This is a genomic window from Nocardia sp. NPDC127579 (assembly GCF_042672005.1).
GTDB lineage: Bacteria > Actinomycetota > Actinomycetes > Mycobacteriales > Mycobacteriaceae > Nocardia.
On record NZ_JBHXVZ010000001.1, the window covers coordinates 959,296 to 984,326 of the forward strand.

The 25,031-nt window shown below is 69.1% G+C and carries 22 protein-coding genes; 9 read left to right on the plus strand and 13 right to left on the minus strand.

Features of this window, described 5'->3' with window-relative positions; translation table 11 throughout:
- Positions 1–13 precede the first annotated feature (13 nt).
- The 4 genes from ACFVMC_RS03925 to ACFVMC_RS03940 form a co-directional block, all read right to left on the minus strand.
- Positions 14–508, minus strand: a complete 495-nt coding sequence (locus tag ACFVMC_RS03925) for a hypothetical protein (protein WP_379206616.1) — start codon at positions 506–508, stop codon at positions 14–16.
- Positions 505–1,440: a DUF4129 domain-containing protein gene (locus ACFVMC_RS03930; protein ID WP_379206618.1), complete on the minus strand. Its 936-nt coding sequence runs from the start codon at positions 1,438–1,440 to the stop codon at positions 505–507. The genes ACFVMC_RS03925 and ACFVMC_RS03930 overlap by 4 nt, the downstream gene beginning before the upstream one ends.
- A 140-nt stretch (positions 1,441–1,580) precedes the next feature.
- A complete protein-coding gene (zapE, locus tag ACFVMC_RS03935) occupies positions 1,581–2,528 on the minus strand; it encodes a cell division protein ZapE (protein WP_379206620.1) in 948 nt (315 codons plus the stop codon).
- 73 nt (positions 2,529–2,601) lie between these two features.
- Entirely contained in the window at positions 2,602–3,039 is a 438-nt protein-coding gene (locus ACFVMC_RS03940; protein ID WP_379206622.1) for an NUDIX domain-containing protein, read from the minus strand.
- Between the two features lie 195 nt (positions 3,040–3,234).
- Here ACFVMC_RS03940 and ACFVMC_RS03945 point away from each other — a divergent pair, with 195 nt between their 5' ends.
- Positions 3,235–4,338, plus strand: coding sequence for an agmatine deiminase family protein (locus tag ACFVMC_RS03945; RefSeq protein WP_379206624.1), 1,104 nt, complete (start codon positions 3,235–3,237; stop codon positions 4,336–4,338).
- A gap of 109 nt (positions 4,339–4,447) precedes the next feature.
- Here the strand turns inward: ACFVMC_RS03945 and ACFVMC_RS03950 are convergent, their stop codons facing one another.
- The 6 genes from ACFVMC_RS03950 to ACFVMC_RS03975 all read right to left on the minus strand — a co-directional run bounded on the left by ACFVMC_RS03950 (position 4,448) and on the right by ACFVMC_RS03975 (position 11,347).
- Positions 4,448–5,623, minus strand: a complete 1,176-nt coding sequence (locus ACFVMC_RS03950; protein WP_379206626.1) for a lipid-transfer protein — start codon at positions 5,621–5,623, stop codon at positions 4,448–4,450.
- Complete coding sequence (locus tag ACFVMC_RS03955; RefSeq protein WP_379206628.1) at positions 5,620–6,021, minus strand: MaoC family dehydratase; 402 nt, start codon at positions 6,019–6,021, stop codon at positions 5,620–5,622. The genes ACFVMC_RS03950 and ACFVMC_RS03955 overlap by 4 nt, the downstream gene beginning before the upstream one ends.
- Entirely contained in the window at positions 6,018–6,911 is an 894-nt protein-coding gene (locus ACFVMC_RS03960; protein ID WP_379207802.1) for a bifunctional MaoC family dehydratase N-terminal/OB-fold nucleic acid binding domain-containing protein, read from the minus strand. Before ACFVMC_RS03960 ends, ACFVMC_RS03955 begins: the two co-directional genes overlap by 4 nt.
- Positions 6,912–6,980: 69 nt before the next feature.
- Complete coding sequence (locus tag ACFVMC_RS03965; RefSeq protein ID WP_379206630.1) at positions 6,981–8,150, minus strand: acyl-CoA dehydrogenase family protein; 1,170 nt, start codon at positions 8,148–8,150, stop codon at positions 6,981–6,983.
- Positions 8,135–9,199 carry an acyl-CoA dehydrogenase family protein gene (locus ACFVMC_RS03970; RefSeq protein ID WP_379206632.1) on the minus strand — a complete coding sequence of 355 codons (1,065 nt, stop codon included), beginning with the start codon at positions 9,197–9,199 and terminating at the stop codon, positions 8,135–8,137. The genes ACFVMC_RS03965 and ACFVMC_RS03970 overlap by 16 nt, the downstream gene beginning before the upstream one ends.
- 18 nt (positions 9,200–9,217) lie before the next feature.
- A complete protein-coding gene (locus tag ACFVMC_RS03975; RefSeq protein ID WP_379206634.1) occupies positions 9,218–11,347 on the minus strand; it encodes an acyl-CoA dehydrogenase in 2,130 nt (709 codons plus the stop codon).
- 148 nt (positions 11,348–11,495) lie between these two features.
- Between ACFVMC_RS03975 and kstR the strand changes: the two genes are divergently transcribed.
- The 6 genes from kstR to ACFVMC_RS04005 all read left to right on the plus strand — a co-directional run bounded on the left by kstR (position 11,496) and on the right by ACFVMC_RS04005 (position 18,190).
- Positions 11,496–12,143, plus strand: a complete 648-nt coding sequence (gene kstR, locus ACFVMC_RS03980; protein WP_379206636.1) for a cholesterol catabolism transcriptional regulator KstR — start codon at positions 11,496–11,498, stop codon at positions 12,141–12,143.
- Positions 12,144–12,534: 391 nt separating this feature from the next.
- Complete coding sequence (gene otsB / locus ACFVMC_RS03985) at positions 12,535–15,105, plus strand: trehalose-phosphatase (protein WP_379206638.1); 2,571 nt, start codon at positions 12,535–12,537, stop codon at positions 15,103–15,105.
- A gap of 177 nt (positions 15,106–15,282) precedes the next feature.
- A complete protein-coding gene (locus ACFVMC_RS03990) occupies positions 15,283–16,167 on the plus strand; it encodes a metal ABC transporter solute-binding protein, Zn/Mn family (RefSeq protein ID WP_379206640.1) in 885 nt (294 codons plus the stop codon).
- Between the two features lie 6 nt (positions 16,168–16,173).
- Entirely contained in the window at positions 16,174–17,088 is a 915-nt protein-coding gene (locus ACFVMC_RS03995; protein WP_379206642.1) for a metal ABC transporter ATP-binding protein, read from the plus strand.
- Complete coding sequence (locus ACFVMC_RS04000; protein WP_379206643.1) at positions 17,088–17,954, plus strand: metal ABC transporter permease; 867 nt, start codon at positions 17,088–17,090, stop codon at positions 17,952–17,954. The genes ACFVMC_RS03995 and ACFVMC_RS04000 overlap by 1 nt, the downstream gene beginning before the upstream one ends.
- Positions 17,955–17,980: 26 nt before the next feature.
- A complete protein-coding gene (locus ACFVMC_RS04005) occupies positions 17,981–18,190 on the plus strand; it encodes a hypothetical protein (protein WP_379206645.1) in 210 nt (69 codons plus the stop codon).
- A gap of 229 nt (positions 18,191–18,419) precedes the next feature.
- Here ACFVMC_RS04005 and ACFVMC_RS04010 read toward each other — a convergent pair whose 3' ends face one another.
- A complete protein-coding gene (locus tag ACFVMC_RS04010; RefSeq protein WP_379206647.1) occupies positions 18,420–21,842 on the minus strand; it encodes a BTAD domain-containing putative transcriptional regulator in 3,423 nt (1,140 codons plus the stop codon).
- 168 nt (positions 21,843–22,010) lie between these two features.
- Positions 22,011–22,532 carry a hypothetical protein gene (locus ACFVMC_RS04015; RefSeq protein ID WP_379206648.1) on the minus strand — a complete coding sequence of 174 codons (522 nt, stop codon included), beginning with the start codon at positions 22,530–22,532 and terminating at the stop codon, positions 22,011–22,013.
- 195 nt (positions 22,533–22,727) lie between these two features.
- Between ACFVMC_RS04015 and ACFVMC_RS04020 the strand changes: the two genes are divergently transcribed.
- The gene (locus tag ACFVMC_RS04020; protein ID WP_379206650.1) at positions 22,728–23,897 is read left to right on the plus strand and encodes an acyl-CoA dehydrogenase family protein; all 1,170 of its coding nucleotides are present in this window, start codon (positions 22,728–22,730) and stop codon (positions 23,895–23,897) included.
- A 41-nt stretch (positions 23,898–23,938) separates the two neighbouring features.
- The gene (locus ACFVMC_RS04025; protein ID WP_379206652.1) at positions 23,939–24,748 is read left to right on the plus strand and encodes an enoyl-CoA hydratase/isomerase family protein; all 810 of its coding nucleotides are present in this window, start codon (positions 23,939–23,941) and stop codon (positions 24,746–24,748) included.
- 3 nt (positions 24,749–24,751) lie between these two features.
- On the opposite strand, the gene ACFVMC_RS04030 is transcribed toward ACFVMC_RS04025, so the two are convergent.
- Positions 24,752–25,030, minus strand: coding sequence for a DUF4190 domain-containing protein (locus ACFVMC_RS04030; RefSeq protein ID WP_379206654.1), 279 nt, complete (start codon positions 25,028–25,030; stop codon positions 24,752–24,754).
- Between the last annotated feature and the right edge of the window lies 1 nt (position 25,031).

A 25,031-nucleotide genomic window follows, 5' to 3' on the forward strand; every position in this document is an offset into this window, starting at 1 on the left:
AGTCTCGTCCATTTCACATTCGTTGCAGGCGGCGCAGGATCTCGTCCAGTGCCGCCCGGCCGGGCGCGGGCGTCGTCTGATCGCGCAGCGCGGAGTTCGCCGGGTCGACCCAGCGCCACAGTTCCGTGCCGAACTGGTGTCGTCCGGCGGCTTCGATGGCCTTGCGGTTCTTGGCGACCCGCTGCCCCGCGGAGAGTTCGAACTCCTTGGCGAGCAGCGGGCGCAGGTGCCGGTCCCAGTCGGCGCGGCTGCCGTCGGCCCGGTCGGCCAGCATCTGGGCCCGGGCCTGCCAGCGTTGCAGCATCTCGGCCGGTCCGTTGTCGATGTCGCCCGGCAACTCCTCGGGCGTCGGCGCGCGTTCCCGCAGCGTCCAGATCAGGTGGATCATCAAGAACAGCAGGGGAATTCCGGTGAGCGCGAGCAGTGCGCCGCGCGCGTTCGCGACGGTGACCGCCTCGAAGGCGACCACGGCGAGCACCGCGCTGACCACGGCGCCGGTTCGATTCACGCGACGACCTCCCCTTGCAGGTCGGCAAGCACGATGCGCAGGAGCTGTTCGGCGCGCAGCCGCTGCCACTCGAGCATGTCGTGCGGGCTGAACCGGGCTTCCTCGAACAGCGCCACCAGTTCGCGCGCGGAGGCGTCGTGCAGCGCACCGTGTTCGAAGGCACGCGCCAGTACCTCCATCGGGGTGTCGGAGACCAGCGGCGCGGCGGCGCGGTCGAAGGCGAGCCCGCTTTCCATGGCCAGATAGCAGGCGATGATCGCGGTGCGCGGATCCTGGCCGGGCATATTCATCGCGGCCAGGCCCATTTCGGCGGCGCGCGCCAGCGAATCCGCCTGGCTGGCGGTGCCCGTGCCGGGCGGCGGCGGTGTCTCGCCGTGTTTGCGACGTCCGGTCACCGCGACCGCCACCAGCCCGAGGACCGCCACCGCGACCAGCACGACCGCGGCGATGGCGGTGAGCAGCAGGGCTGGGCCGGTCAGTGCCGGGGGTGCGGCGGGTTCGGGCAGGGTGCCGGTGCCCGGGTCGGCGGGCGTGCCCTCGACCGGGGTGGGCGGCTGCGGCTCGGCCTCGGGCCCGATACCGAGGTGATACACCGCCACCGAGACCGCGACCAGCAGCCCGATGACCGCCAGCAGACCCAGGATCGCCAGCCCGATCCGGCCGAGTCGCCAGTTGCCGCGCGCGATCTCGCGCTCGGGTTCGGGCATGGCCAGCGGCAGCCGGTGCTGGCTGGCGATCACCCCGGCCAGCAGGATCACCACCGACACGGTCAGCAGCACCGGCATGAGCACGACGGCGACGGCGGACTGTGCGGTCGGACCGGCTTTCGAGGGCGTGGCGCCGGGGATGTAGCCGCGCAGGGCGATGGCGGCGCACACGAGCAGCGCGATCACCGCGATCGCGCGGACTATCGGCGTGCGCGCACGGACCACCCCATTACCACCAGTTCATCGAACAGCCTCAATCAGGCACATAGTTACATGCCGGGTGGTCGCTTCGGAGGCGAATCGGCGAGTTCGAATTACCAACCGCCGGATCGATATTGGGGCTTGTTACCGAGCGGCTACCGAAACTACCCGACCGGGAGGGTCGGAATTTGTGACAGCTCACCAAGACGGCTGTGGGTACGCACCAGGTCCGGGAGCGCGGGCACCGATGCCAGCAGCTCCGACAGCGGCGCTCGCGCGTAGACGATCAGCGCCAGATCGGCATCGTAGAGCACGTCGACCAGGTTGATCAGACGCATGGCCCAATCCACCGGGACCTCGCGCAGCGGCGGCACCGCGCACAGCGTCCAGTACCGGAACCGTCGAGCCAGCTCGACGTAGTCAGCCGCCGAGGTCGCCGTACCGCACAGGGCCGCGAAATCGAAGCGCACGGCCGGCCCGTCGACCGCCCGGGCATGCAGCGTGTGCGCGCCGAGTTCGATCGGGACCGTGCCGGCGCCGCCACACTCACCCACCCGGTACTCCCCCGACGCGAAACCCGTGCTCCGGTCGCGCGGTGCGCGGGTGCGGTAATCGATCGCGCCGTCGACGGCCACCACGTCCAGGTACGCGTGGATCCGCGCGATGGCGGGCTCGAACCGGTCGTGGAACAGCGGGTTGGGCAGCAGGCCGTCGGGTGGATAGTTCGAGGTGACCACGAGCACGATGTGGCGGGCGAACAGTGCGTCGAGCAGCCGGGCGATCAGCATGGCGTCGCCGATGTCGTGCACGTGGAATTCGTCGAAGCAGACCAGCCGCGCCGACCCGAGCAGGCGGTCGATGCCCCCGTCGATGGAACCGGTCTCGTGCGCCGCGGCGTGCAGGCGGGCGAAGAAGTCGTGGAAGTGGAAGCGGCGCTTACGGTCCGAGGTCACCGAGGCGTAGAACCGGTCCATCACCATGGTCTTGCCCCGGCCCGGCCGCCCGTGCAGGTAGACCCCGCGCACGCGGGGCCGCGGCCGGCCGCGCCGATCGAGCAGCTCCGACAGCCGGGCCAGCGCCCGGCGCTGATCGAGGTCCAGTGCGAGAGTCACCCCCTCAGCTGTAGCGGATCGGCCCGGGCCGAAAACAGCGATGGTGACGTTATCCACAGCCGTGCACAGCGGCTCAGCGCCACCCGCGCTCGCTGTAGGTGGCGCCGCCCGCGCGCGCCCGGATACCAGCCAGCGGATAGCCGATGATCTCCGATTCCGGCAACCGGGACAACGGAAACCATTGCAGCCCATAGCATTTGTCCGGCTCCAGATTGACCGGCTCGCCGCTCCAGCCGCGCGCCTCGAAGAACAGCCCGATCCGCGCCTCCCGTCCGGATCCGACCACATGCGCGGTATGGATGTGACGCAGATCCACCGGATCGATGTCGACGCCGATCTCCTCGCGCGCCTCCCGCACCGCCGCCGCGGTGGCCGATTCCCCCACCTCCAGCTTGCCCGCGGGCAGATGCCACAGCCCGTCGAACTCGTCGTCACCGCGGCGCTTGCTCAGCAGCAAGTGCCCGTCACGGATCAGCAGGACGTGCACGTCCACCAGGTGACGGTCGGCCATCGGACTCCTCTCACGACAGAACGCGCGGGACGTGCGGCGGAAGCGCGGAGCCGGGCGGAGCCCGGGCTAGAGTCACCGGCATAGCAGACCGCCAAGCAGACACAGCGGCGCGAGCTCAGGGCCCGGAGGCGGCAGCGCAGCGTAACCACGCAGGGCCCAGTGAGCGCCGCCGATCAGACACGAGATGGAGAGCTCATGTCCCGCGGTTCGTTCTCACCCACCTTAGCCGGGTCCCAATTACTCGCCGCCACAGTCTCCGAAGGCGAAATCCCCGCCCCACTGCCGGAACCGACCGGCGCCGGACGACGCCTCGTCGCGGAATGGGAGCCACACACCCGCACCTTCATGTCCTGGCCCGCGCGCGAGGACGTGTGGGCGGGCTACCTCGACGACGTGCGGTGGAATATCGCCGAACTCGCCCGCGCCATCGCCTACTACGAGCCGGTGGTCATGCTGGCCCGGCCGGAGCAGGCCGACGCCGCGCAGCGGGCCTGCGGCAGCGGTGTCCAGACGGTGGAGCTGGCGGTGGACGACCTGTGGGCCCGCGACACCGTGCCGGTGTTCGTGCGGGAGAGCGCCGGGGTGGTCGGCGTCGACCTGAACTTCAACGGCTGGGGCGGCAAGCAGCCACACGACGACGACGCGCGGCTCGGCCGGGAGTTGCTGTCCCGCTGCCGGATTCCGCGGGTGCGGGCTCCCTTCGTCGGCGAGGGCGGCGCGCTCGAGACCGACGGTGCGGGCACACTGCTGGTCACGGCGAGCTCGCTGGTCAACGAGAACCGCAACCCCGGTAGCAGCCGCGAGACCCTGACCACCGAACTCCGCGAAACGCTCGGCGTCGAACAGGTCGTGTGGTTCGACGGGGTGGCGGGCGAGGATGTCACCGACGCCCACGTCGACTGCCTGGCGCGATTCGCCGCACCCGGAATCGTGCTGCTGGACACCGCTTTTCCGGACGCTCCGGCGGATTCGTGGTCCCGCTCGGCCGAGCAGGCGCGCGCGGTCCTGGCTGCGGCCACCGATGCGCGCGGCCGCGGTTTCGAGGTCGTCGAACTGCCGCAACCCGATCCGGACGTGATCACCGGGGAGGGTGCGGAATTCGTGGCCAGCTACACCAATTTCTATATCGGCAACGGCGCAGTGTTCGTGCCGCGCTTCGGCGACCGCCGGGCCGATGATCGGGCGCAGGGCATTCTGCGCGAACACTTCGCCGACCGCGAGATCGTGCCGGTCTCGATCGACGAGATCGCCGCGGGCGGTGGCGGCATCCACTGCGCCACCCACGACCAGCCCGCCTGAGCGGCCACGCTTCTCGTCACCCCGGCGAACGCCGGGGCAGGGACACAGACGCCACGCCTTGTTCTGGTCCCGGCATTCTCCGGGATGACGAGAAGTACTGGTCGACAGCCTAATTCGTGGTGAGCACCAGCCCGGAGGTGGGCACCCCGGTACCCGCGGTGACGACGATGTTCGTCAGGTCGCCGACCTGGTTCACCGAGGTGCCGCGAATCTGGCGCACCGCCTCGGCGATACCGTTCATGCCGTGGATGTAGGCCTCGCCGAGCTGCCCACCGTGTGTGTTCAACGGCAGCTTGCCGCCGATTTCGATAGCGCCGTCGGCGATGAAGTCCTTGGCCTCCCCGCGCCCACAGAACCCGAGCTCCTCCAACTGCATGAGGACGAACGGGGTGAAGTGGTCGTAGAGGATCGCGGCCTGCATATCGCCCGGTCGCAGACCGCTCTGGGCCCAGAGCTGATCACCGACCAGCCCCATCTCCGGCAGACCGGTCATGGCGTCCCGGTAGTAGGAGGTCATGACGTACTGGTCGGCGCCGGATCCCTGGGCCGCGCCCGCGATGAGCGCCGGACGCTGCGGCAGGTCCCGGGCCCGTTCGGCGCTGGTGACGACGATGGCGACACCGCCGTCGGTCTCCTGGCAGCAGTCCAGCAGGTGCAGCGGTTCGGCGATCCAGCGCGAGGCCTGGTGCTCCTCCAGCGTGATCGGTTTGCCGTAGAAGTGCGCGGCCGGATTGACGGCGGCGTGCTTGCGGTCGGCGACCGCGATCCGGCCGAAATCCGCACTGGTAGCGCCGGATACGTGCATGTAGCGGTGGGCCACCATGGCCACCTGGGCGGCCGGGGTGCCCAGGCCGTGGGTGTAGGAGAAGGCGTTGTCGACCCCGGAGGAGGTCGGGTTGCCCGTCGCCAGATGCGTGGCGAACTGGCCGAAGCGATTACCCGAGCGCTCGTTGAACGCGCGGTAGGCCACCACGACATCGGCGACGCCGGTCGCGACCGCCATGGCCGCCTGCTGGACGGTGGCCGCGGCCGCGCCGCCGCCGAAGGGGATGTTGGAGAAGAACTTCAGGCTCGGAATGCCCGCCGCCCGAGCCACCGCCGCCTGGGTGTTGGTGTCCATGGTGAAGGTGGTCAGGCCGTCCACATCGGCCGGCGTCAGGCCCGCGTCGGCCAGCGCCGCGGTGACCGCCTCGGCCGCCAGGCGCAGCTCGCTGCGGCCGGAGTCCTTGGAGAAATCGGTGGCGCCGATGCCGGCGATGGCGGCTTTGCGGCTCAGCCCGGTCATGCGGTGGCCTCCTGCATCCGGATGACGGCCTCGGCCGTGATGTGATCGCCGAGGCTGTCCTTGCCCACCACCTCGATCGTGATGTCACCGTCCGCGACGCCGGTCACGGTGCCGCTCAGAGTGAGGGTGTCGTTCGCGTACAGCGGTACGCCCAGGCGCAGCGCGATCGACTTCACCACCGCGCGCGGGCCCGCCCAGTCGGTGACGAACCGCTGCACCAGCCCGGTGTCGGTGAGAATATTGACGAAGATGTCCTTGGAGCCCCGCTGCACCGCCTTGTCGCGGTCGTGGTGCACGTCCTGGAAGTCGCGGGTGGCCAGGGCGGTGCTGATCACGAAGGTCGGGTCGGCATGAATCACCAACTCCGGCAACACGGTTCCGATCTGTGGCTCGGTCATCGGATCGCCTTCCAGTAGGGCACGGTGTTGTCGTCGTCGAGCCGTTCGAATCCGGCCTCGACGGCCAGCCCGATGGTGACCTCGGCGGGCTCGATGCCGCGCAGCTCGCCGAGCATGCGCACACCCTCCTCCAGTTCGACCAGGGCCACCACGTAGGGCAGCGTGCGACCGGGCACCTTGGGCGCGTGGTGCACCACGAAGCTGAAGACGGTGCCGCGTCCGGAGGCCACGGCGTAGTCGGTCTGCTCGGCCTTGTCCTGCCAGAGCGCGGGCACCGGCGGATGCTGGAGTGTGCCGTCGGGCCGACGCTGGATCCGCAGCTCGCCCACTCGGGTGCCGTCCCAGAAGAACTCGGTGTCCTTGGACACCGTCGGCCGTACCCGTTTCACCAAGTCGTCAGCGGGCTTGGCCTGCTTGCCGGTGCCCGGAATGAACTTCAGCAGCCGGAACAGCATCTCGGTGACCAGTTCGTCGCCGACGAACCACTTCGTCCGGTAGGTGACGAACCAGCCCTCGCCCAGTCCGGTGCGCTTGGGCCCGAACATCTCGTCCAGCTGGCTGGTGACCTGCACCTGCTCACCCGGCCGCACATAGCGGTGGTAGACCTGCTCGCAGTTGGTGGCGACCACCGAGGTGAAACCGGCCGCGTCCAGCATCTCGTTGGTCGCGGTCATCGGATCGTCCTCGGGCCGAGCGCCGCTGCGCCCGAGCATGGTCCACACCTGCGCCATCGCGGGCGGCGCCACGATGCCGTCGAATCCGGCGGCCCGGGCGGCGGCCTCGTCGACATAGACCGGGTTGGCGTCGCCGAGGGCCTCCACCCAGTTGTTGATCATCGGCTGGTTGACCGGGTCGCGGGCCAGCCGCGGCGCGCTCGCACCCGCCGCCATGATCTTCTCCCCGGCGGCCTGAATCGCCTCCGGTGCAGTACTTTCCGGCACGCCGGTTCTCCTCGATAGTTAGCGGGGTACCTTGGGCAGGTTCAGTCCGGCGGTCGCGACGAGCTCACGCATGATCTCGTTGACGCCGCCGCCGAAGGTGATCACCAGGTTCTGCTTGGTGCGCCGGTCCAGCCAGGTGAACAGCTCGGCGGTCTCCGGGTCGGCCGGATCGCCGTAGCTGCCGATCACCTCCTCGGCCAGCCGGCCGGCCTCCTGCACCGCCTCGGTGGAGTAGACCTTGGTCGCCGACGCGTCCGCGATCACGCCCATCGGATCGGCGTCGGCGCTCTCGGCCTTGGCCGCGACCTGCCAGTTCAGCAGCTCGTTGAGCCGGGTCATGGCGTGGATACGGCCCAGCGCACGCTGCACATCGGGTTTGCCGAGCAGCCCGCGCGGCTGCGCCCAGTCCCGGACCCGGTCGTAGAGCTGTTCGATCTTGCCGGACGGGCCGAGCCCCACCCGCTCGTGATTGAGCTGGGTGGTGATCAGCTTCCAGCCCCGCTCCTGCTCCCCGACCAGCATGTTCGCCGGAACGCGGACATTGTCGAAGTAGGTGGCGTTGGTGTGGTGGGCGCCGTCGCAGGTGATGATCGGCGTCCAGGAGTAGCCCGGATCCTTGGTGTCCACGATCAGGATGGTGATGCCGCGATGCCGCGACTCCGTGCTGCCGGTGCGGCAGGCCAGCCAGATGTAGTCCGCCTCGTGCGCGCCGGTGGTGAAGGTCTTCTGCCCGTTGACGATCCAGTCGCCGTTCGCGTCACGCACCGCCGAGGTGCGCAGGGCCGCGAGGTCGGTCCCGGCATCCGGTTCGGAGTAGCCGATCGCGAAATGGATGTCACCGGAAAGGATTCCGGGCAGGAACTTACGCTTCTGCTCGTCGGTGCCGAAGGTCTGTAGCGTCGGGCCGACGGTCAGCAGCGTCACCAGCGGCAGCGGCACATCCGCGCGCACCGCCTCGTTGTAGAAGATCTGCTGCTCGAGCGCGCCGAAACCCTGGCCGCCGTACTCCTTCGGCCAGCCGACACCGAGCCAGCCGTCGGCGCCCATCCGGCGCACCACCGCGCGATAGGCGTCGCCGTGCCGGTTGATCCGCATCTCGGCGTCCTCTTCGGGCGTCACGAGACCGGTGAAGTAGGAACGCAGTTCGTCGCGCAGCCGGCGCTGCTCGGCGGTCAGGTCGATGAACATCTGGCCCCCAATCGGTCGAGCCGGAACGACGCGCCGCCGAGCCAGCGGGCGAGGTCCTTGGCCTGTGAGTAGTAGCGGTGCATCGGGTGGGTCACGTCGACGCCGATGCCGCCGTGCAGGTGATGGCACTTCTGCATGGCCGCGGGCAGTTCCGCGGCCACCGTGTAGGCCAGCACATCCAGGTCGTCGTCGATCCGCTCCTGGTGTGCCGGATTCGGATCCTGCTGCGCCAGTGCCCAGTTCGCCGAGACCGCGGCCACGTGCAGGGTCCGCGAGACGACGTACAGATCGGCGATCTGCTGTGCCACCGCCTGGAATTCGGCCAGCGGCCGATTGAACTGGTGGCGGGTGCGCAGATGCTGGGCGGTCAGCGTTACCGCGCCTTTGAGCAGGCCGTCGGCGACCGAGCCGATCGAGGCGACCGCGACCCGGTGCAGCTCGGCCAATCCGCCGGGCAGCAGCTGCTCGATCGGGATCTCGACATCGTCCAGGCGCACGGTGGCCTCGGGCATGCCGCCGGACACCGGCGATGGCACCCGGGTCACCCCGGGTGCGTCCGAATCGATAAGCGCTAGACCGGAATTCGTGGGTATCAGCAGCCAGCGGGCCTGCTCGGCATACGGCACCGCGACCTTGTGGCCGGTGATCCGCGCGGTTTCGCCCTCGAGCACCGCGGTGGTCTCCGGTTTGACCACGAAGGGCGCGCCGGGTTCGTGCAGGGCGACGGTCAGCACCGCGCCCTCGGCCACCGCCGGAAAGACGCGGTCGGCGACTTTGTCGGGCAGTGACGCGATCAGTGGCAGCAGCGCGAAACCGAGTGACGGCAGCGCGGGCACCGCGACCGCGTCGGTGGCGAGTTCGGTGAGCATGACCGAGATCTCCGGCAGGCCCATATCGTCGCCACCGAAACGCTCGGGCAGCGCGACCGAGAGCAGTCCACTGTCGACCAGACTCGGCCACAGCTCGTAATCCCGGGCGGCTTCGCGTTCCAGCAAACTCACGACGACTTCGGCTACCGCGTCGGGGCCTTCGTCCCTGGTGAAATCCATACTGTCTCTCCGGTTGCCTTAGCTGTCCGCTTCGCGCGGCAGGCCGAGAATCCGCTCACCGGCCACGGTCAGCAGAATCTGCTCGGTGCCGCCCGCGATCGACAGACAGCGGGTGAGCAGGAATTCCTTCACGACATCGGTGTCCTGCGCACCGGTGATTCCGGCCGCTTCCACGGCGAATTCGGCGACCGCCTGCCGGTGTCGCACACCGACCAGCTTGCGCACACTGCTCTGCGCACCCGCGTCGCCGCCGGCCAGCGTCTTGACCAGCGCGCGCTGCTCGAGCAGCAGCCCGGCGATGGCCTCGGCCACGAACCCGCCGAGGCGGTCGTTGTGCAGTTCCGCGCCCGGCCCGGACGCGGGCAGCTTGGCCACCAGCTCCTCGAGCACCGGGCCGATCCCGTTGCCGCCCATGGCGATCCGCTCCGCCGACAGAGTGGAGCGGGCGATCTTCCAGCCGTTGTTCAGCGCACCGACCAGGCAGTCGTCCGGGACGAACACCTCGTCCAGGAACACCTCGCTGAAGCGCGCCTCACCGGTGATCTGCACCAGCGGCCGCACATCGACGCCCTGGCTGCGCATGTCCACCAGGAAGTAGCTGATGCCCCGGTGCTTAGGCGCGGCGGCGTCGGTGCGGGCCAGGCAGATACCCCAGTTGGCGGTATCGCCGAGCGAGGTCCACACCTTCTGCCCGTTGAGCACCCAGCCGCCCTCGGCCCGGGTGGCCGTGGTCCGCAACGCGGCCAGATCCGAACCGGCGCCCGGCTCGGAGAACAGCTGGCACCAGATGACCTCCTCGCGCAGCGTCGGCCACGCGAAACGCTCGACCTGCTCGGGGGTGCCGTGCTGGAGCAGCGTCGGGATCGCCCAGCCCGCGACGGCCAGATCCGGCGCCTGCAAGCCGTGCTTGCGCAGCTCTTCCGAAATCACCAGTCCCGTCATGGGATTGGCGCCGCGGCCGTAGGGCGCGGGCCAATGCGGCATGGCCAGCCCGGCTGCCACGATGGCCGCCTGCTGCTCCTCGACGGGCAGCGCGGCGATCGCGGCGACCTCGGCTGCCAGATCCGGCGCCCGATCCGTCACCACATCCGCAGCGGCGAAGACCTGATCGGCGCCGGTGGTGCGGCGCTGTCCGGCGCGGGTCAATTCGGTGACCCGGGCCCGCCAGCGCGCGGAACCGCCGAACAAAGCGCGCAGCGCGGTTGCCCGGCGCAGATAGAAGTGCGCGTCGTGCTCCCAGGTGAAACCGATTCCGCCGAGCACCTGAATGCAATCCTTGGCGGTTTCCACGGCGGCGTCCAGGGCGATCGCGGCGGCGATGGACGCGGCGATCGGCAACTCGGCGCCGCCGTCGTCCACCGCGGCGGCGGCATCGGCGGCGACCGCGCGAATCAGTTCGGCGCGGCACAGCATCCACGCGCAAATATGTTTGAGCGCCTGGAAGGATCCGATTTTGCGGCCGAATTGCTCACGCACCTTGGCGTATTCGACGGCGGTCTCCAGGCACCAGCCCGCCAGACCGGCCAGCTCCGCGGTGGCCAGCACGATCGCGAGATCCTCGACGGCGTGCGAGGATACGAAGACGCGCTCGGCGGGCACCGCGACGTCGGTGCAGTGCACTCGCGCCAGTGGCGTGCTCGAGTCGAGCGACGGCAGGGCTTCCACCCGCATTCCGGCGGTGTCCGGCGGCACCAGACACCAGCGCGCGCCCTCGGCGGTCCGCACGCCCAGCAGCACCGAAGTGCCTGGGGCAGCACCGAGTACCGAATCCCAGGAACCGGATAGCAACACGGAATCGGACGCGGCTTGTACACTCGGTTCGTCGAGGGCGACGCCGCAGGGCATGTCCTCGTCGAGAGCGCCCGCGGTGATCAGGTTCGCCAAAGCCGTTGTCAGCACCGGCCCGCCGACCAGATCATGGGCGGCCTGCTCGACCAGCACGGCGAGATCGGTGACGGTCGCGCCCGCACCGCCCGCGTCCTCGGCGACCGCGACCCGGAAGATCCCGAGGTCGGCCAGTGCGGGCCAGTAGGCATGCCAGAAGCCGGCACCCTGCTCGCGCATTGTTGCAATTGGACCGACCGTTCCGGCCCATCCGCGCATCGACTCCTGAACGGCTTTATGCTCGTCAGTGGTGGCGATGGTCACACTCCGTACCGCCTTTCCGGCGTGACTCCCACACCTAGAACATGTTCTAATATCCTAGCCCGGCGGAAGTCAAGAGACGTGCCTTCCACCGAGGCGCCCCAGCGCATGCCAGCCGACCGAACGACGTTTCCGGAAAGGACCCTCACCTATGGCCAGCCCTTCCCGATCGCAGGCCGCCGACACGAACTCGCGACCCGCGACGGTGACCACTCTCAGCGAGGACGAACTGAGTTCGGCGGCGCAGCGCGAACGGCGCAAGCGGATCCTGGACGCGACGCTGGCACTGGCCTCCAAGGGCGGCTACGACGCGGTGCAGATGCGCGCCGTAGCCGAGCGCGCGGATGTCGCGGTCGGCACGCTCTACCGGTACTTCCCGTCCAAGGTGCACCTGCTGGTCTCGGCGCTCTCGCGCGAGTTCGAGCAGATCGAGGGCAAGCGCCGTCAGCTCGCCGGCGAAACGCCGCGCGAGCGCATGCATCTGCTGCTCACCTCGATCACCCGGATGATGCAGCGCGACCCGCTGCTGACCGAGGCCATGACCCGCGCCTTCATGTTCGCCGATGCTTCGGCGGCGGCGGAGGTGGATCGGGTCGGCAAGGTGATGGATCGAGTCTTCGCCCGCGCCATGAACGACGGCGAACCCACCGACCGTCAGCTCGCCATCGCCCGGGTCATCAGCGACGTGTGGTTGTCCAACCTGGTGGCGTGGCTCACTCGGCGAGCTTCTGCGACCGATGTCACTGACCGATTGGAATTGACCGTCGACCTGCTGCTCGGCGAAGGTGCCGGTAAATAGCTGCACGCTCTGGCAAGCGCGCCGGAACGCAATCGGTAGCCCTGTGATCGCGCCTTCGCGCGGTAACGGGGCTACCGTGGTTTATGCCGAAAGAATCCGACAACGGCAAACAAACCGCGAACTGCAATGTCCGGCAAAGTGACTCAATTCCGGCAAAAACACCGAACCGCCGAAGTTCTTCCACCGGTGCGATTGTCGATGTAGCCGGTAACATGAGGCGACACGCCCAGGTCGCCGGTTACCCACGAGTTACCTGCTCGTAAACTGGGGGAATCGGTTTCCGCACACGCAATCCTGCGCACGCATCCCGGCGCGTTGCCGTGCGGCGAATTCAACACAGTATTGTTCTGCCCGCCCCCGTATTGACTCCTCCGATCACTAGGTTGGATGCGTGAGCGCACAGGATCTGCCACAAGAACTTCGCCGTGCTTTGTCCACGGTCGCGCGCGAGCCTCGGCTCTTGATCGCGTCGGATTACGACGGGACCATCGCGCCCATAGTCGCCGACCCGACCAAGGCGTATCCCCATCGGGAATCGGTGAGCGCGCTACGCGCCCTCGCCGGCCTGACCGGGACCACCGCCGCCGTCATCTCCGGACGCGCCCTGCGCGATCTGGCCGCCTTGTCCCGACTGCCCGTCGAAGTACAGCTGATCGGCAGTCACGGTTCGGAATTCGATGTCGGCTTCGTGCACGCCATCGACAACGACGCGAAACAACTGCTGCAAGAGGTGCAGACCTCGCTGACCCAGATCGCCGACGAGAACCCCGGCGCCTCGGTCGAGGTGAAACCGGCGAGCGTGGCACTGCACGTGCGCAACGCGGGCCCCGAAATCGGCCGTCGCGCACTGAGTTCCGTGCGTCAGGGCCCGGCCTGCTGGGTCGGGGTACAGACCACCGAGGGCAAACAGGTCATCGAACTAGCCGTGATCCCCACCGACAAGGGGACGGCCCTGGACACCATCCGGCACCAGGAGGGTGCGACCGCGGCGGTGTTCTTCGGTGACGACGTGACCGACGAGAAGGCCTTCCGGGTCCTGTCCGGCCCGGATGTCGGCATCAAGGTCGGCGAGGGCGACAGCCTGGCCAAGTATCGCGTCGACAGCACCGAAATGGTCTCCAAGGCACTGGCTTTCCTGCTCGAGGAACGTCGCACCTGGTTGGCCGGTGCCAGCGCCCCCCGAATCGAACGGCTGACCATGCTGGCCAGCCCCCGTTCGGTCGCACTGCTCACCCCCGACGCCAATGTCACCTGGTTCTGTCATCCCGAACCGGATTCGGCGGCGGTCTTCGCCCATCTGCTGGGCGGCCCGCAGGCCGGACAGTTCAGCATCGCCCCCGAGCGCGCCGGGCTGCCGCTCTCGCAGCGTTATGTCGACGGCACCATGACGGTCGAAACCCGCTGGGCGAGTTTGGGAGTCATCGATTACCTGCCGCACGACGTGCCGCAGAACCGCACCGATCTGACCCGGGTGATCACCGGTGACGCCAAGGCGGTCGTGACCTTCGCGCCCCGCCCGGAATTCGGCCAGGTGCCGGTCAGCATCGAATGCGAGCCGACCGGCCTGCGCGTGCTCGGCACCAACGATCCGATGGTGCTGCGCTCCCCCGGCGTCCAGTGGCGGATCGACAGCGACGGCAGCCACGACGTGGCCACCGCGGTGGTGGACCCCTCCGACGGTCCGATCGTGCTGGAATTGCGTTGCGGCACACAGGATCTCACCCCGGCGATGACGGCGGAATCGGAGCGCCGCCGACATGCCGAGCAATACTGGTCGAAATGGGCGACCGGCCTCGAATTGCCCTCGCTCAAGCCGGATCTGATGAAGCGCTCCGCGCTCACCCTGCGCGGCCTGGTGCACGCGCCGTCGGGGTCGATCCTCGCGGCGGCCACCACCTCGCTGCCGGAAGACCTCGGCGGCGTACGCAACTGGGACTACCGCTACTGCTGGCTGCGCGACGCCTCGCTGACCGCGCAGGCGCTGGTCTCGCTCGGTTCGCTCACCGAGGCCGAGGAGTTCCTCGGCTGGGTGCACCAGGTGCTCGAGACCCTGCCCGGCCCCGAGCGGCTGCACCCGCTCTACACGATCTACGGCGAGACGCTGCCGCCGGAAGCCGTCATCGATCAGTTGCCCGGATACGCGGGTTCTCGGCCGGTGCGGGTCGGCAACGCGGCGAATATGCAGGTCCAGCTGGATGTCTTCGGCCCGATCGTGGATCTGATCGCCACGCTGGCGCACGCCCGCGAGCTCAAGGGCAACACTGATCCGGCCAAGGCGCTGCCCGATGCCGACTGGGATCTGGTGCACGCCATGTGCTCGGCGGTGCAACGCCGCTGGACCGAACCCGATCACGGCATCTGGGAGATCCGCGGCAATCCACGACACCACGTGTACTCCAAGGTCATGGGCTGGCTCACCGTCGACCGGGCGATCACGCTGGCGCAGAAGTTCGACCGGACCATCGACCCGGCCTGGGTCGAGCTGCGCGACACCATCGCCGAGGAGGTCAAGTCCAAGGGCTGGAACGACGAAGTCCAGTCCTACACGGCGGCTTACGACGGTACCGATCTGGACGCGGCCACCCTGCACATCGGGCTGAGCGGCTTGATCGATCCGTCCGATCCGCGCTTCGCCGCGACCGTGATCGCCACCGAGGCCGAATTGCGCAGTGGCTCGACGGTGTACCGCTATCACCACGACGACGGGCTGCCGGGCGGTGAGGGCGGCTTCCACCTGTGCGCGGCCTGGCTGGTCGAGGCGTACCTGCTGATCGGCAGGCGCTCGGACGCCGAGGCGCTGTTCGCCCAGCTGGTCGATGTGGCCGGGCCGACCGGGCTGCTCAGCGAGGAGTACGACCCGGTCGCCGAGCGCTCACTGGGCAATCATCCGCAGGCGTACAGCCATCTCGGCCTGCTGCGCTGCGCCCAGTTGCTGGGCCAGCCGGCCGACATTCTGGTCTGATCCGGGACTAAAACGCCACGCCCATCCGCTGTACGCGGGTGGGCGTGGCGTTTCGGCGTTGCTGGGGCGGTGCAAGGGCGGCACTCTGGCGGTTATCGATTTGCGGCGTCCTGGTAAAGTGAAATGGTAACGATTTCCATTATGATCTATTGCACTCGGATCCAGGAGAACCCCCGCGTGAACACCCGTTTTGCTCTGAAGCTCACCGGCCTCGTCGTGGGGGCGGCAACGACCCTGACCCTGACCGCCTGCGGCACCTCCGACAACACCTCCGGCAAGCCCAGCGTCGTGGCCTCCACCAACGTGTGGGGCTCGATCGCCACCAGCATCGCGGGCGACGACGCCGAGGTGAGCTCGATCATCACCGACCCCGCCGCCGACCCGCACTCGCACGAGACCTCCGCCGTCGAATCCGCCAAGATCAGCGACGCCGATCTGGTCGTATACAACGGCGGCGGCTACGACGAATTCATGGAGAAGGCCGTCGCGGACACCGGCAAGAAGACCGTCGATGCCTTCACTGCCCGAGCCGACCAGAGCGACGAGAACGAGCACGTCTGGTACGACGTCGACACCGTCGGCGCCGTCGCCGACCGGATCGCCGCCGCCCTCGGCGAGATCGACGCCGAGCACAAGCAGGGCTACGCCGACCGCGCGGCCGCGTTCAAGGCCCGGCTCGCCGCCATCGCCGCGCTCACCACCCGGATCGCCGAACAGCACCCGAAGACCCCCGTATTGCAAACCGAGCCGCTGGCGCACTACCTGCTGCTGGACGCCGGCGCCGAAGACCGCACCCCGCACGATTTCCAGGAGGCGATCGAGCAGGAGACCGACCCCTCGCCCGCCGCGGTCGCCGCCACCCGCGACCTGCTCTCCGGCAAGCAGGTGCGCGCGCTGATCTACAACGTGCAGACCGAGGACAAGATCACCAAGGACCTGCGCGGCCTGGCCGACAGCACCGGCACGGCGGTGGTCCAGGTAACCGAGACCCTGCCCGAGGGCGCCGATTACATTCAGTGGCAGACCGGGAACGCCGAGGCGCTCGCCTCCGCGCTGAGGTAGGCCGCCATGACCGAGGGAGTCGCGCTGCACCAGCAGTCCCCGCACCAGAACCAGCACCCCGCGGTCCGGCTCGACGCCGCGACGCTGTCCTTCGGCGACCGCACCCTGTGGGACGGGCTCGATCTCGAGGTCGCGCCGGGCGAGTTCATCGCGGTGCTCGGGCCCAACGGCTCCGGCAAGACCTCGCTGATGCGGGTGCTGCTCGGGCAACTCGAGCTCAGCTCCGGCACCGCCGCCATCGCGGGATCGCCTGCCCGCCTGGGCAATCCGGCCATCGGCTACATCCCGCAGCAGAAGACCATCGACGCGGGCGTGCAGCTGCGCGGCGTGGACCTGGTCGGACTCGGCGTCGACGGGCACCGCTGGGGGCTGGGCTGGCGCGGCCGCGGCGAACGCAGGCGCAAGGTGGCCGCGGCCATCGCCGACGTCGGCGCCGAGCGGTTCGCGGGCGCGGCGCTCGAGACCATGTCCGGCGGCGAGCAGCAGCGGCTGCGGGTGGCGCAGGCGCTGGTCGGCGACCCGAAGGTGCTGCTCTGCGACGAACCGCTGCTCTCCCTCGACCTCGCCAACCAGCGGCTGGTCTCCGAACTCATCGACCGCCGCCGCCGCACCCACGACACCGCGGTGCTGTTCGTCACCCACGAGATCAATCCCATTCTGCCGCTGGTGGATCGGGTGCTGTACCTGGTCGACGGGAAGTTTCGGATCGGCGCGCCCGAGGAGGTGATGACCTCCGAGGTGCTCTCCGAGCTGTACCGGACCCAGGTCGACGTACTGCGGGTGCGCGGGCGGCTGGTGGTCGTCGGCACCGGCGACAACCTGGACGCGCTGGGCGCGGCGGGGGCTCAGCACGGGGCGACGATAGGAGGCGCAGCCGACGGGGTGAGTAGATTCCGCGCGCAGGATGGGGTGCACGCCTGATGGACAAGCTCTCCGATGTGCTGTCGAAGCTGACCGATTTCTCCACCACTGCGCACCTGCTGTCCTACTCCTTCGTCTGGCAGGCGCTGCTGGCCGCGGCGCTGCTCGGGCTGCTCTCCGGGGCGATCGGGCCGCTGATCATCAGCCGCCAGATGTCCTTCGCCGTGCACGGCACCAGCGAACTGTCGCTGACCGGTGCGGCCGCCGCGCTCTTGGCGGGCATCGGGGTCGGCCTCGGCGCGATCCTCGGTTCGGTGGTGGCGGCGGTCCTGTTCGGATTGCTGGGCACCAAAGCGCGCGAACGTGATTCGGTCATCGCGGTGATCATGTCGTTCGGCCTCGGCCTGTCGGTGCTGTTCCTGTGGCTCGGGCCCGAACGTGCCGGGTCCAAGTTCTCGCTGCTCACCGGCCAGGTCGTGAGCGTGGGCTACAGCGGCCTGGCGCTGCTGATCACCTGCACCGTCGCCGTGCTGGCCGTGCTGGCGGCGGTCTATCGTCCGCTGCTGTTCGCCTCCACCGACCCGGAAGTGGCGGTGGCGCGCGGAGTTCCGGTGCGCGCGCTGTCGGTGGTGTTCGCGGTCATGCTCGGCATCACCGCGGCCTTCGGCGTCCAACTGGTCGGTGCGCTGCTGGTGCTGTCGCTACTGATCACCCCCGCAGCGGCCGCCGCCCAGCTCACCGCGAACCCGGCGCGGGCCACCGTGCTCACCATCGTGTTCGCCGAACTCGCCGCGGTCGGCGGCATGCTGCTCTCCCTCGCCCCCGGCGTCCCCGTCTCCACCTTCGTCACCACGATCTCGTTCCTGATCTACCTGATCTGCCGGGTGATCGGCAGCCGACAGCGCAAACTCGCCCGCGTCCGCTGAGCGCTGTCGTCGATTACCTTGGCGGCGTGGGGTTTACCGAATACGCGGCAGGCGATGTCATCTACTTTCCCGAAGGACCGTTCAGCGGCGTCTGCGGGGTGGTACGCGAGGTCGACCTCCGCCGGGCGCGGCTGCGCATCGAATTCAGCGAGGGCCTGGCCCACCGCGAAGGGGGCGTGCTGCGGGAACGGCGGCACAGTATGACCGTGGCGTTCGATGAGGTCGAGCTGGTCTGACCGGCCGAATCGCGATATCGCGATTCCGTGCGGCCTACAGCTGTCCGGCCGATACTCGGCCATAGCGAGCTGAGCCGAGAGCGCAGTCCATAGCTGGCTGAGCGAATACCGCAGTTCGATGCGCTGAGCGAATACCGCAGTCCGTTGCGCTGAGCCAATACCGCGGCTCGATGCGCTGAGCCAATACCCCGGCTCGATGCGCTGCGCCAATACCGCGGTTCGATGCAGGCTAAGCGGATATCGCGGCGGCGGCGAGGCGAGCGAGTGCGTCGGTGCGGGGCAGGGCTGCGGTATCGCGGTAGACGCGGTTGTATTCGTCCGGGCCGAGGCGGACGGTGAGGTCCGCGACGAGGGCGGTCAGGTGCGGGTCGCCGAGATCGAAGGCGCCGCGAATGGACGTGCTCAGGCCGAGGGCCGCGGCGGCGGCGCGCGGGTCGGCTTCGATCAGCAGCAGTTCCGCGAGAAGCTCTGCGGCGTGGGCGATTCCGGCGGAGATGCCCCACGCGGTCAGCCCGGCCACGGTACGGGGCAACAGGGCGCGGGCGGCCTGGGCGTCACCCGCCGCCAGGCGGATGGCCATGCGGGCGCCCGCGATCAGGTCGGCGGCCATCTCGCCGGGCAGTTGCAGGCGGTCCGCGCACGCTTCGAGGTCGTCTACCGCCCGCGCGGCGGCTGCCAGATCACCCGCACGCCGATGCAGTTCGGCGACGCTGAACAGGATCTCGGCGGCCAAGCGGCGGTAGCCGCGGTCGCGGGCACGGTGTCGAATCGCCTCGATATCACTGCGGGCTCCGGACAGGTCACCGGCGCGCATGCGCTCGGCGATCAACTGGGTGCGGTTCTGGAAAATGTCCGCCTCGCCACCCAATTCGGCGCTGAGTACCACACCGCGTTCGAAAACCGCTATGGCCTCGGCCGATTCGCCGCGCAGCGAATGCACCCGGCCAACTGCCAGCAGCGCCATGCCGATACCCCACCGGTCGCCCACTGCCTCGAAACCGCGTAGCGCGGCCGTGCGGGCCTGCGCACCGGTGGCCAGATCGCCCTGTTCGGTGTGCACGTAATCGTGCATCCACTCAGCACTGGCCCGCACCCACGGATCGGGAGCCGAGCGGGCCCGTTCGAGCAGCCGATCGCCCAGCTCGGTTGCACCGCCGGGATAGGCGAGCTGCGCGGCGAACATGAGCAGCGCCGGATGGAAATCGAGGGCTCCGGCGGCCTCGCATTCCGCGATCAGATCCAGCGTGGCGGCACTGTCGGACTGCGGGAGGCCGGCCATCAACCGGATCAGCCGCAGGGCGGCGCGGGTGCGTCCCGGGAGCCGGTCCGCCGCGGCCAGTACCTGGGCGAGGAAGGTCTCGAACTGAGTGGTCATGCCCCGGATTCCCCAGTACCAGAACAATTCGGTGACCAGGCGTGCCGCCGGCTCGATCGCATCCCGCTCGAGCGCGGATCGAAGTGCGGCGACCAGGTTTTCGTGCTCGGCGTCGAAGAACGCCAGGGCGTCGAGCTGGTCGCGGGTGCGCAGCAGTGGTTCGTGCGCGGCCGCGACGGCCAGGTAGTGCTCGGCGAAGCGCGCGTCGAGATCGTCTCCGGCACTGGCGAATCGGTCGGCGGCGAAGGCGCGGATGGTCTCCAGCATGCGATAGCGGCCCTCGGACAATCCGACGACGGACTTCTCCACCAGAGCACCGATCACGTACACCACGTCCGACGCGGGCAGCGCGTCGTCGGCGCACACCGCCTCGAGCGCGTCCAGGGTCGCACCACCGGGAAACTGCGAAAGCCGCTGCGCCAGAATGCGTTCCGGCTCGGCCAGCAGATCCCAGCTCCACTCGACCAGGGCGAGCAGCGTGCGCTGACGCGGCAGCGCGGCCCGGCTGCCGCTGGTCAGCAACCGGAAACGGTCGTCCAGGCGGCGGGCGATCTGCTCGACGGTCATCGACCGGAGTTTGGCGGCGGCGAGTTCCAGCGCCAGCGGCAGCCCGTCGAGGCGGCGGCAGATCTCGAGCACCGGCTCCACCGTGTCGACGTCCAACCCGAAATCCGGCCGGGCCGCTCGCGCGCGATCGATGAACAACCGCACGGCGGGCGACTGCGCCAGTTCCGCGAAGTCCGGTGTGCCCGTGGGGAGTCCCAGCGGCTCGACCGGGAACAGCGTTTCGCCCGTGATCGCCATCGGCTCCCGGCTGGTGGCCAGAATCCGCAGATCCGGCAGTGCCTCCAGGAGTTCGTCGGCCAGCTTCGCGACCGCTTCGATCAGGTGCTCACAGTTGTCGAGCACGAGGACCGCCTCACCGACATCGAGCAGTCCGATGATCCGGTCCACAGTCCGGCCCGCGCCATTGTCCCGCCGATCACGGACGCCTACCGCGCCGAGCACCACCCCGGCCAGCTCGGCTCCGTCGCGCACACCGGCCAGCGCGATGAACCACACCCGCTCCCGCCGCGCCGCCCGATGCCGCGCCACCACCTCCGCCGCCAACCGCGTCTTCCCGGCCCCACCCGACCCGACCAGCGACACCAACCTCCCCTCCCCCAGCAACTCCCGAACCCGCCGCAACTCCATTTCGCGCGCAATAAAACTGTTGCGCTGCAAAGGAATTCGAGACCTCTTCCCCTCGACCCAGACCCCATCCCACTCCCCCCGACCGCCCGGCTCGCGCTCACCCCCGACACGCACCCGGGTGCCCTGCCGCCCATCCGTCTCCGAACCGGCACCATCAGTCCCCAAGCCCCCACGACCATCAGCCGACACGTCCGACCCCCTCGAGCCGGACGGCCCGCGTGCGTCTTCCGGCCGCACGACGTACTCGTCGGCGCGACGGGATGGCGTCCGGGAGCTGTTCGGCTGCGAGGCGCACTCGTCGTGGCGGGCTGGGGTCTGGGATCTGTTCGGCCGCGAGGCGAATCGATCCAGTTCCCCGCGCAGCAGGGCGAGGTGCGTCTCGCGTAGTTCGGTGGACGGGTCGACGCCCAGTTCGTCCTCTAGGCGTTCGCGCATTTGTTCGTAGATGGACAGGGCGTCGGCTTGGCGGCCCGCGGCGGCCAGGGCACGTATGCGCAGGGCGGCTATTCGTTCACTCAAAGGGCGTTCCGCGCCGGCGGTTTCGAGGTCGGCGAGCACGTCCGCGTGACCTCCGGTACGGAGTTCGGCGTCGAAGCGGTCCTCGGCGGCCACCGCGCGCAGGTCATCCAGGCGGGCGGCGGCGATCTCGGCGAACGGTGCCTCCCGTACATCGGACAGGGCGGGGCCGCGCCACAGTTCCAAGGCGGACCAGAGGGTGGAGGCAGCCGCCTCGACACGCTCGGCTGCCAGTTCCTGGCGGCCTCGGGTCGCCAATTCCTCGAAACGGCAGGCATCGATGTCCTCCGGGCGCACAGTCAGCCGATAGCCACCCGCCGTCAATTCCACCGCGCCGACACCGCGCAGAGCTTTGCGCAGCCGGGATACCAGTGCCTGCAACGCCCCCGTGGCCTCGGCCGGTGGGTCCTCGCCCCACAGTCCGTCCACCAGCGAATCCACCGACACCGGCCGACCCGCCGCCAGCGCCAGCCGCCCGAGCAGCATCCGCAGCCGAAGACCACCGATATCGACCGAAGTCCCATCGTCGGCATAAACCACCACGGGCCCGAGTACACCAATCCGCACGCCGAAAGCCTCTCAGAAGGGCGCGGCGATCACCCCGCCAGCAGTCGATTCAGGCCGACACGAAAGTCCCGGCCCCACTATGGATCGGCAAGGGCCGGCGCGCTCTGTGCTCGGCGGCCACACGGCGAAAGCCCGGCGCTCGGCGCGCCGGGGCTTCGAATCGGGTGGTCAGGCGGTGATCAGCGCGATCAGCACCAGCAGCGAGCCACCGAAGACGACGGCGTGGCGAGCGTAGGTGAGGTGCTTCATGACCCACCGGGGGAAGGCGTTCTCGGCGGCGTCGAGGAAGCCGCGCACGTCGATCCGCGCCAGCTCCGGGTCTCCCTTCTTGGCGAAGGCCGCGGTCACGCTCTGCACGGCGGTCAGATTGCTGTAGATGATCAGCGCGTTGGCCAGCAGGATGATGGCCTGGAAGATCCAGGACAGGGTCTGTCCCCACTCGCTTCCGGCCAGGTTGAGCGCGGCGGCGATCAGCATGAGCGCCGCGAACGAGACGGGCGCCCAGGTCTCGTGGCCGCCGGCGTCGAAGCGCAGGCCGTTCTCGGCCAGGACGGCGGGCCGGACGCCCTGGCGGGTCAACTCCCGGTCGGCGGCGGCCGCCGCGTCGCCGCCGAAGCGGTGGCGCACCAGCGGGATGCTGACAAAGGCGAGGGCGATCAGAATCTGGGCGATGGCGGCGAGGGTGAACATGGTGCTGATTCCTTTCTCGGCGGGGCCCCTTGGGCCCGCGCTCCGGCTTGTCCACAACGATGCGCGGGCACGCTGACAGCACTCCGACAGTCGGCTGACAACCACCGCCGCCACAGTGATGGCAGCCGCCTTCAGTCGTTCCCCCCGGGTTTCGTATGCTGACCTCAAACGCCGCCGAAGGAATGGTGACCACCGATGATCGACTTCTCGCTCCCCGCCGACCTCGCCGCCGAACGCGACCGCGTCCGGCAGTTCGTCATCGACAAGATCGTTCCCTTCGAAAAGGACCCACGCCTGAGCTCACACGGCCCGACCGACGAATTGCGCCAGGAACTGGTCGAACTCGCACGCGCTGAAAAGCTGCTCACCGTGCAGGCGCCGGTGGAATACGGCGGCCGCGGCCTCACCCACATCGAGCAGGCGGTGCTCTACGAGGCCGCGGGCTGGTCCACCCTCGGCCCGGTCGCCATGAACTGCGCCGCGCCCGACGAGGGCAATATGTACCTGCTCTCCAAGATCGCCAACCCGGAACAGGTGGAACAGCACCTGATCCCCGCCATCAACGGCCTGCGGCGCACCGTGTTCGCGATGACCGAACCCGACGGCGCCGGCTCGGACCCGAACCAGCTGGCCACCTCGGCGGTCTTCGACGGCGAGAACTTCGTGATCAACGGCCGCAAATGGCTGATCACCGGCGCCAACGGGGCCAAGACCTGGATCATCATGGCCCGCGTCGCCCCGAATCCGCATGTCCCCGAGGGCCCGACGCTGTTCCTCACCGAGGCCGACCAGCCCGGCATCGTCATCGAACGCACCATGAACACCATGGACCGCAACTACGTGGGCGGCCACGGCGTGGTCCGCTTCGAGAACCTGGCCCTGCCGAAATCCGCAGTGCTCGGCGAGACCGGCCAGGCCCTGCGCTACGCCCAGTTGCGCCTGGCCCCCGCCCGGCTCACGCACTGCATGCGCTGGCTGGGCGCGGCCGAACGGGTACAGAGCATCGCCGTCGACTACGCCAAGACCCGCACCGCCTTCGGCAAGCCGATCGGCGAACACGAGGGCGTGTCGTTCATGCTGGCCGACAACGAGATCGCACTGCACCAGTGCCGCCTGACCATCTGGCACGCCTGCTGGCTGATGGACCAGGGCCACAAGGCCCGGCACGAGAGCTCGATCGCCAAATCCTATGTCTCCGAGGAGCTGTTCAAGGTGACCGATCGCTGCGTGCAGGTGCTCGGCGGCATCGGCATCAGCGACGAAACCGTGGTCGAGATGATCTTCCGCGATATGCGCGCCTTCCGCCTCTACGACGGCCCCACCGAGGTGCACAAGTACGCGATCGGCCGCCAGGTCTTGCGGTAGCGGCCCTCGCGCGCCCGCCCACCCGGCTACCATGCTGTGTCATGAGTTCGGAACTGCTCGTCGATGTCTCCGCGGGCATCGCCGTGCTCACGCTTCACCGGCCCGCCCAGCAGAACGCCGTCACGCCGGCGATGGCCGCCGAACTGAGCGCCGCGCTACATCGATGCGACGCGGAGGACGCGATCCGCGTGGTCGTCATCACGGGGACGCCGCCCGCGTTCTGCGCGGGCGCGGACCTGTCCAACCGGACCGGTGAGGTCAGCGCCACCATCGATCCGCCGCCGTGGCAGGTGCGCAAACCGGTGATCGCCGCGGTGAACGGCCACGCGGTCGGCATCGGCCTGGCGCTGGCCCTGCAATGCGATCTGCGGTACATGGCCGCCGACGCGGTGTACGGCCTGAACCAGGTCCGCCGCGGCGTGCTTGCCGATGGTTACGCGCACTGGACGCTGCCCCGGCTGGTCGGCATGGCCAATGCCGCCGACATCATGCTGACCGGGCGCACCTTCGACGGCGAGGAAGCCAAGGCGATGGGGCTGGCCAACAGCTGCCTGAACGCGGCCGAGGTGCTGCCGACCGCGCTCGCGGTGGCGCACGATCTCGCCAACGGTTCGGCCCCACTGCCGGTCGCGTTGACGAAACGGCTCATGTGGGAAGGCTTGGGCATGAGCCCGGCCATGGTCGGGCAGCTGGAGACCGATCTGAATCAGCACGTCGCCAAGAGCGTCGACGGCGGCGAGGCGATGGCGGCGTTCCGCGATCGCCGCCAACCACAGTGGACGGGCAGCGTCACCTCGGAATGGCCCGCGTGGGACACCGGGCGCGACAATGAGCGCCCCGTCCTCGACTGAACGTCAGGCTCCGCCGCCCAGGGCGATCAGGATGAACAGGATGGCCATGAGCACCATGAGCACGGTGCCGACGATTCCGAGCGAGTACCCGACCAGGACCTGGGCTCGGCCACCGTACGCACCCCCGGACGTCTCGATCTGATCGAGCGCGCGGCGGCCCAGCGCCCACGCCACCGGCCCCAGCGCACCGCAGCAGAAGATGCTGGCGGCGCCGAGAAAGAGCACCATGTTCGCCTGCGGGTGCTCGATGGGCTGGCCAAGGTTCGCTTCGGGGATGACCACG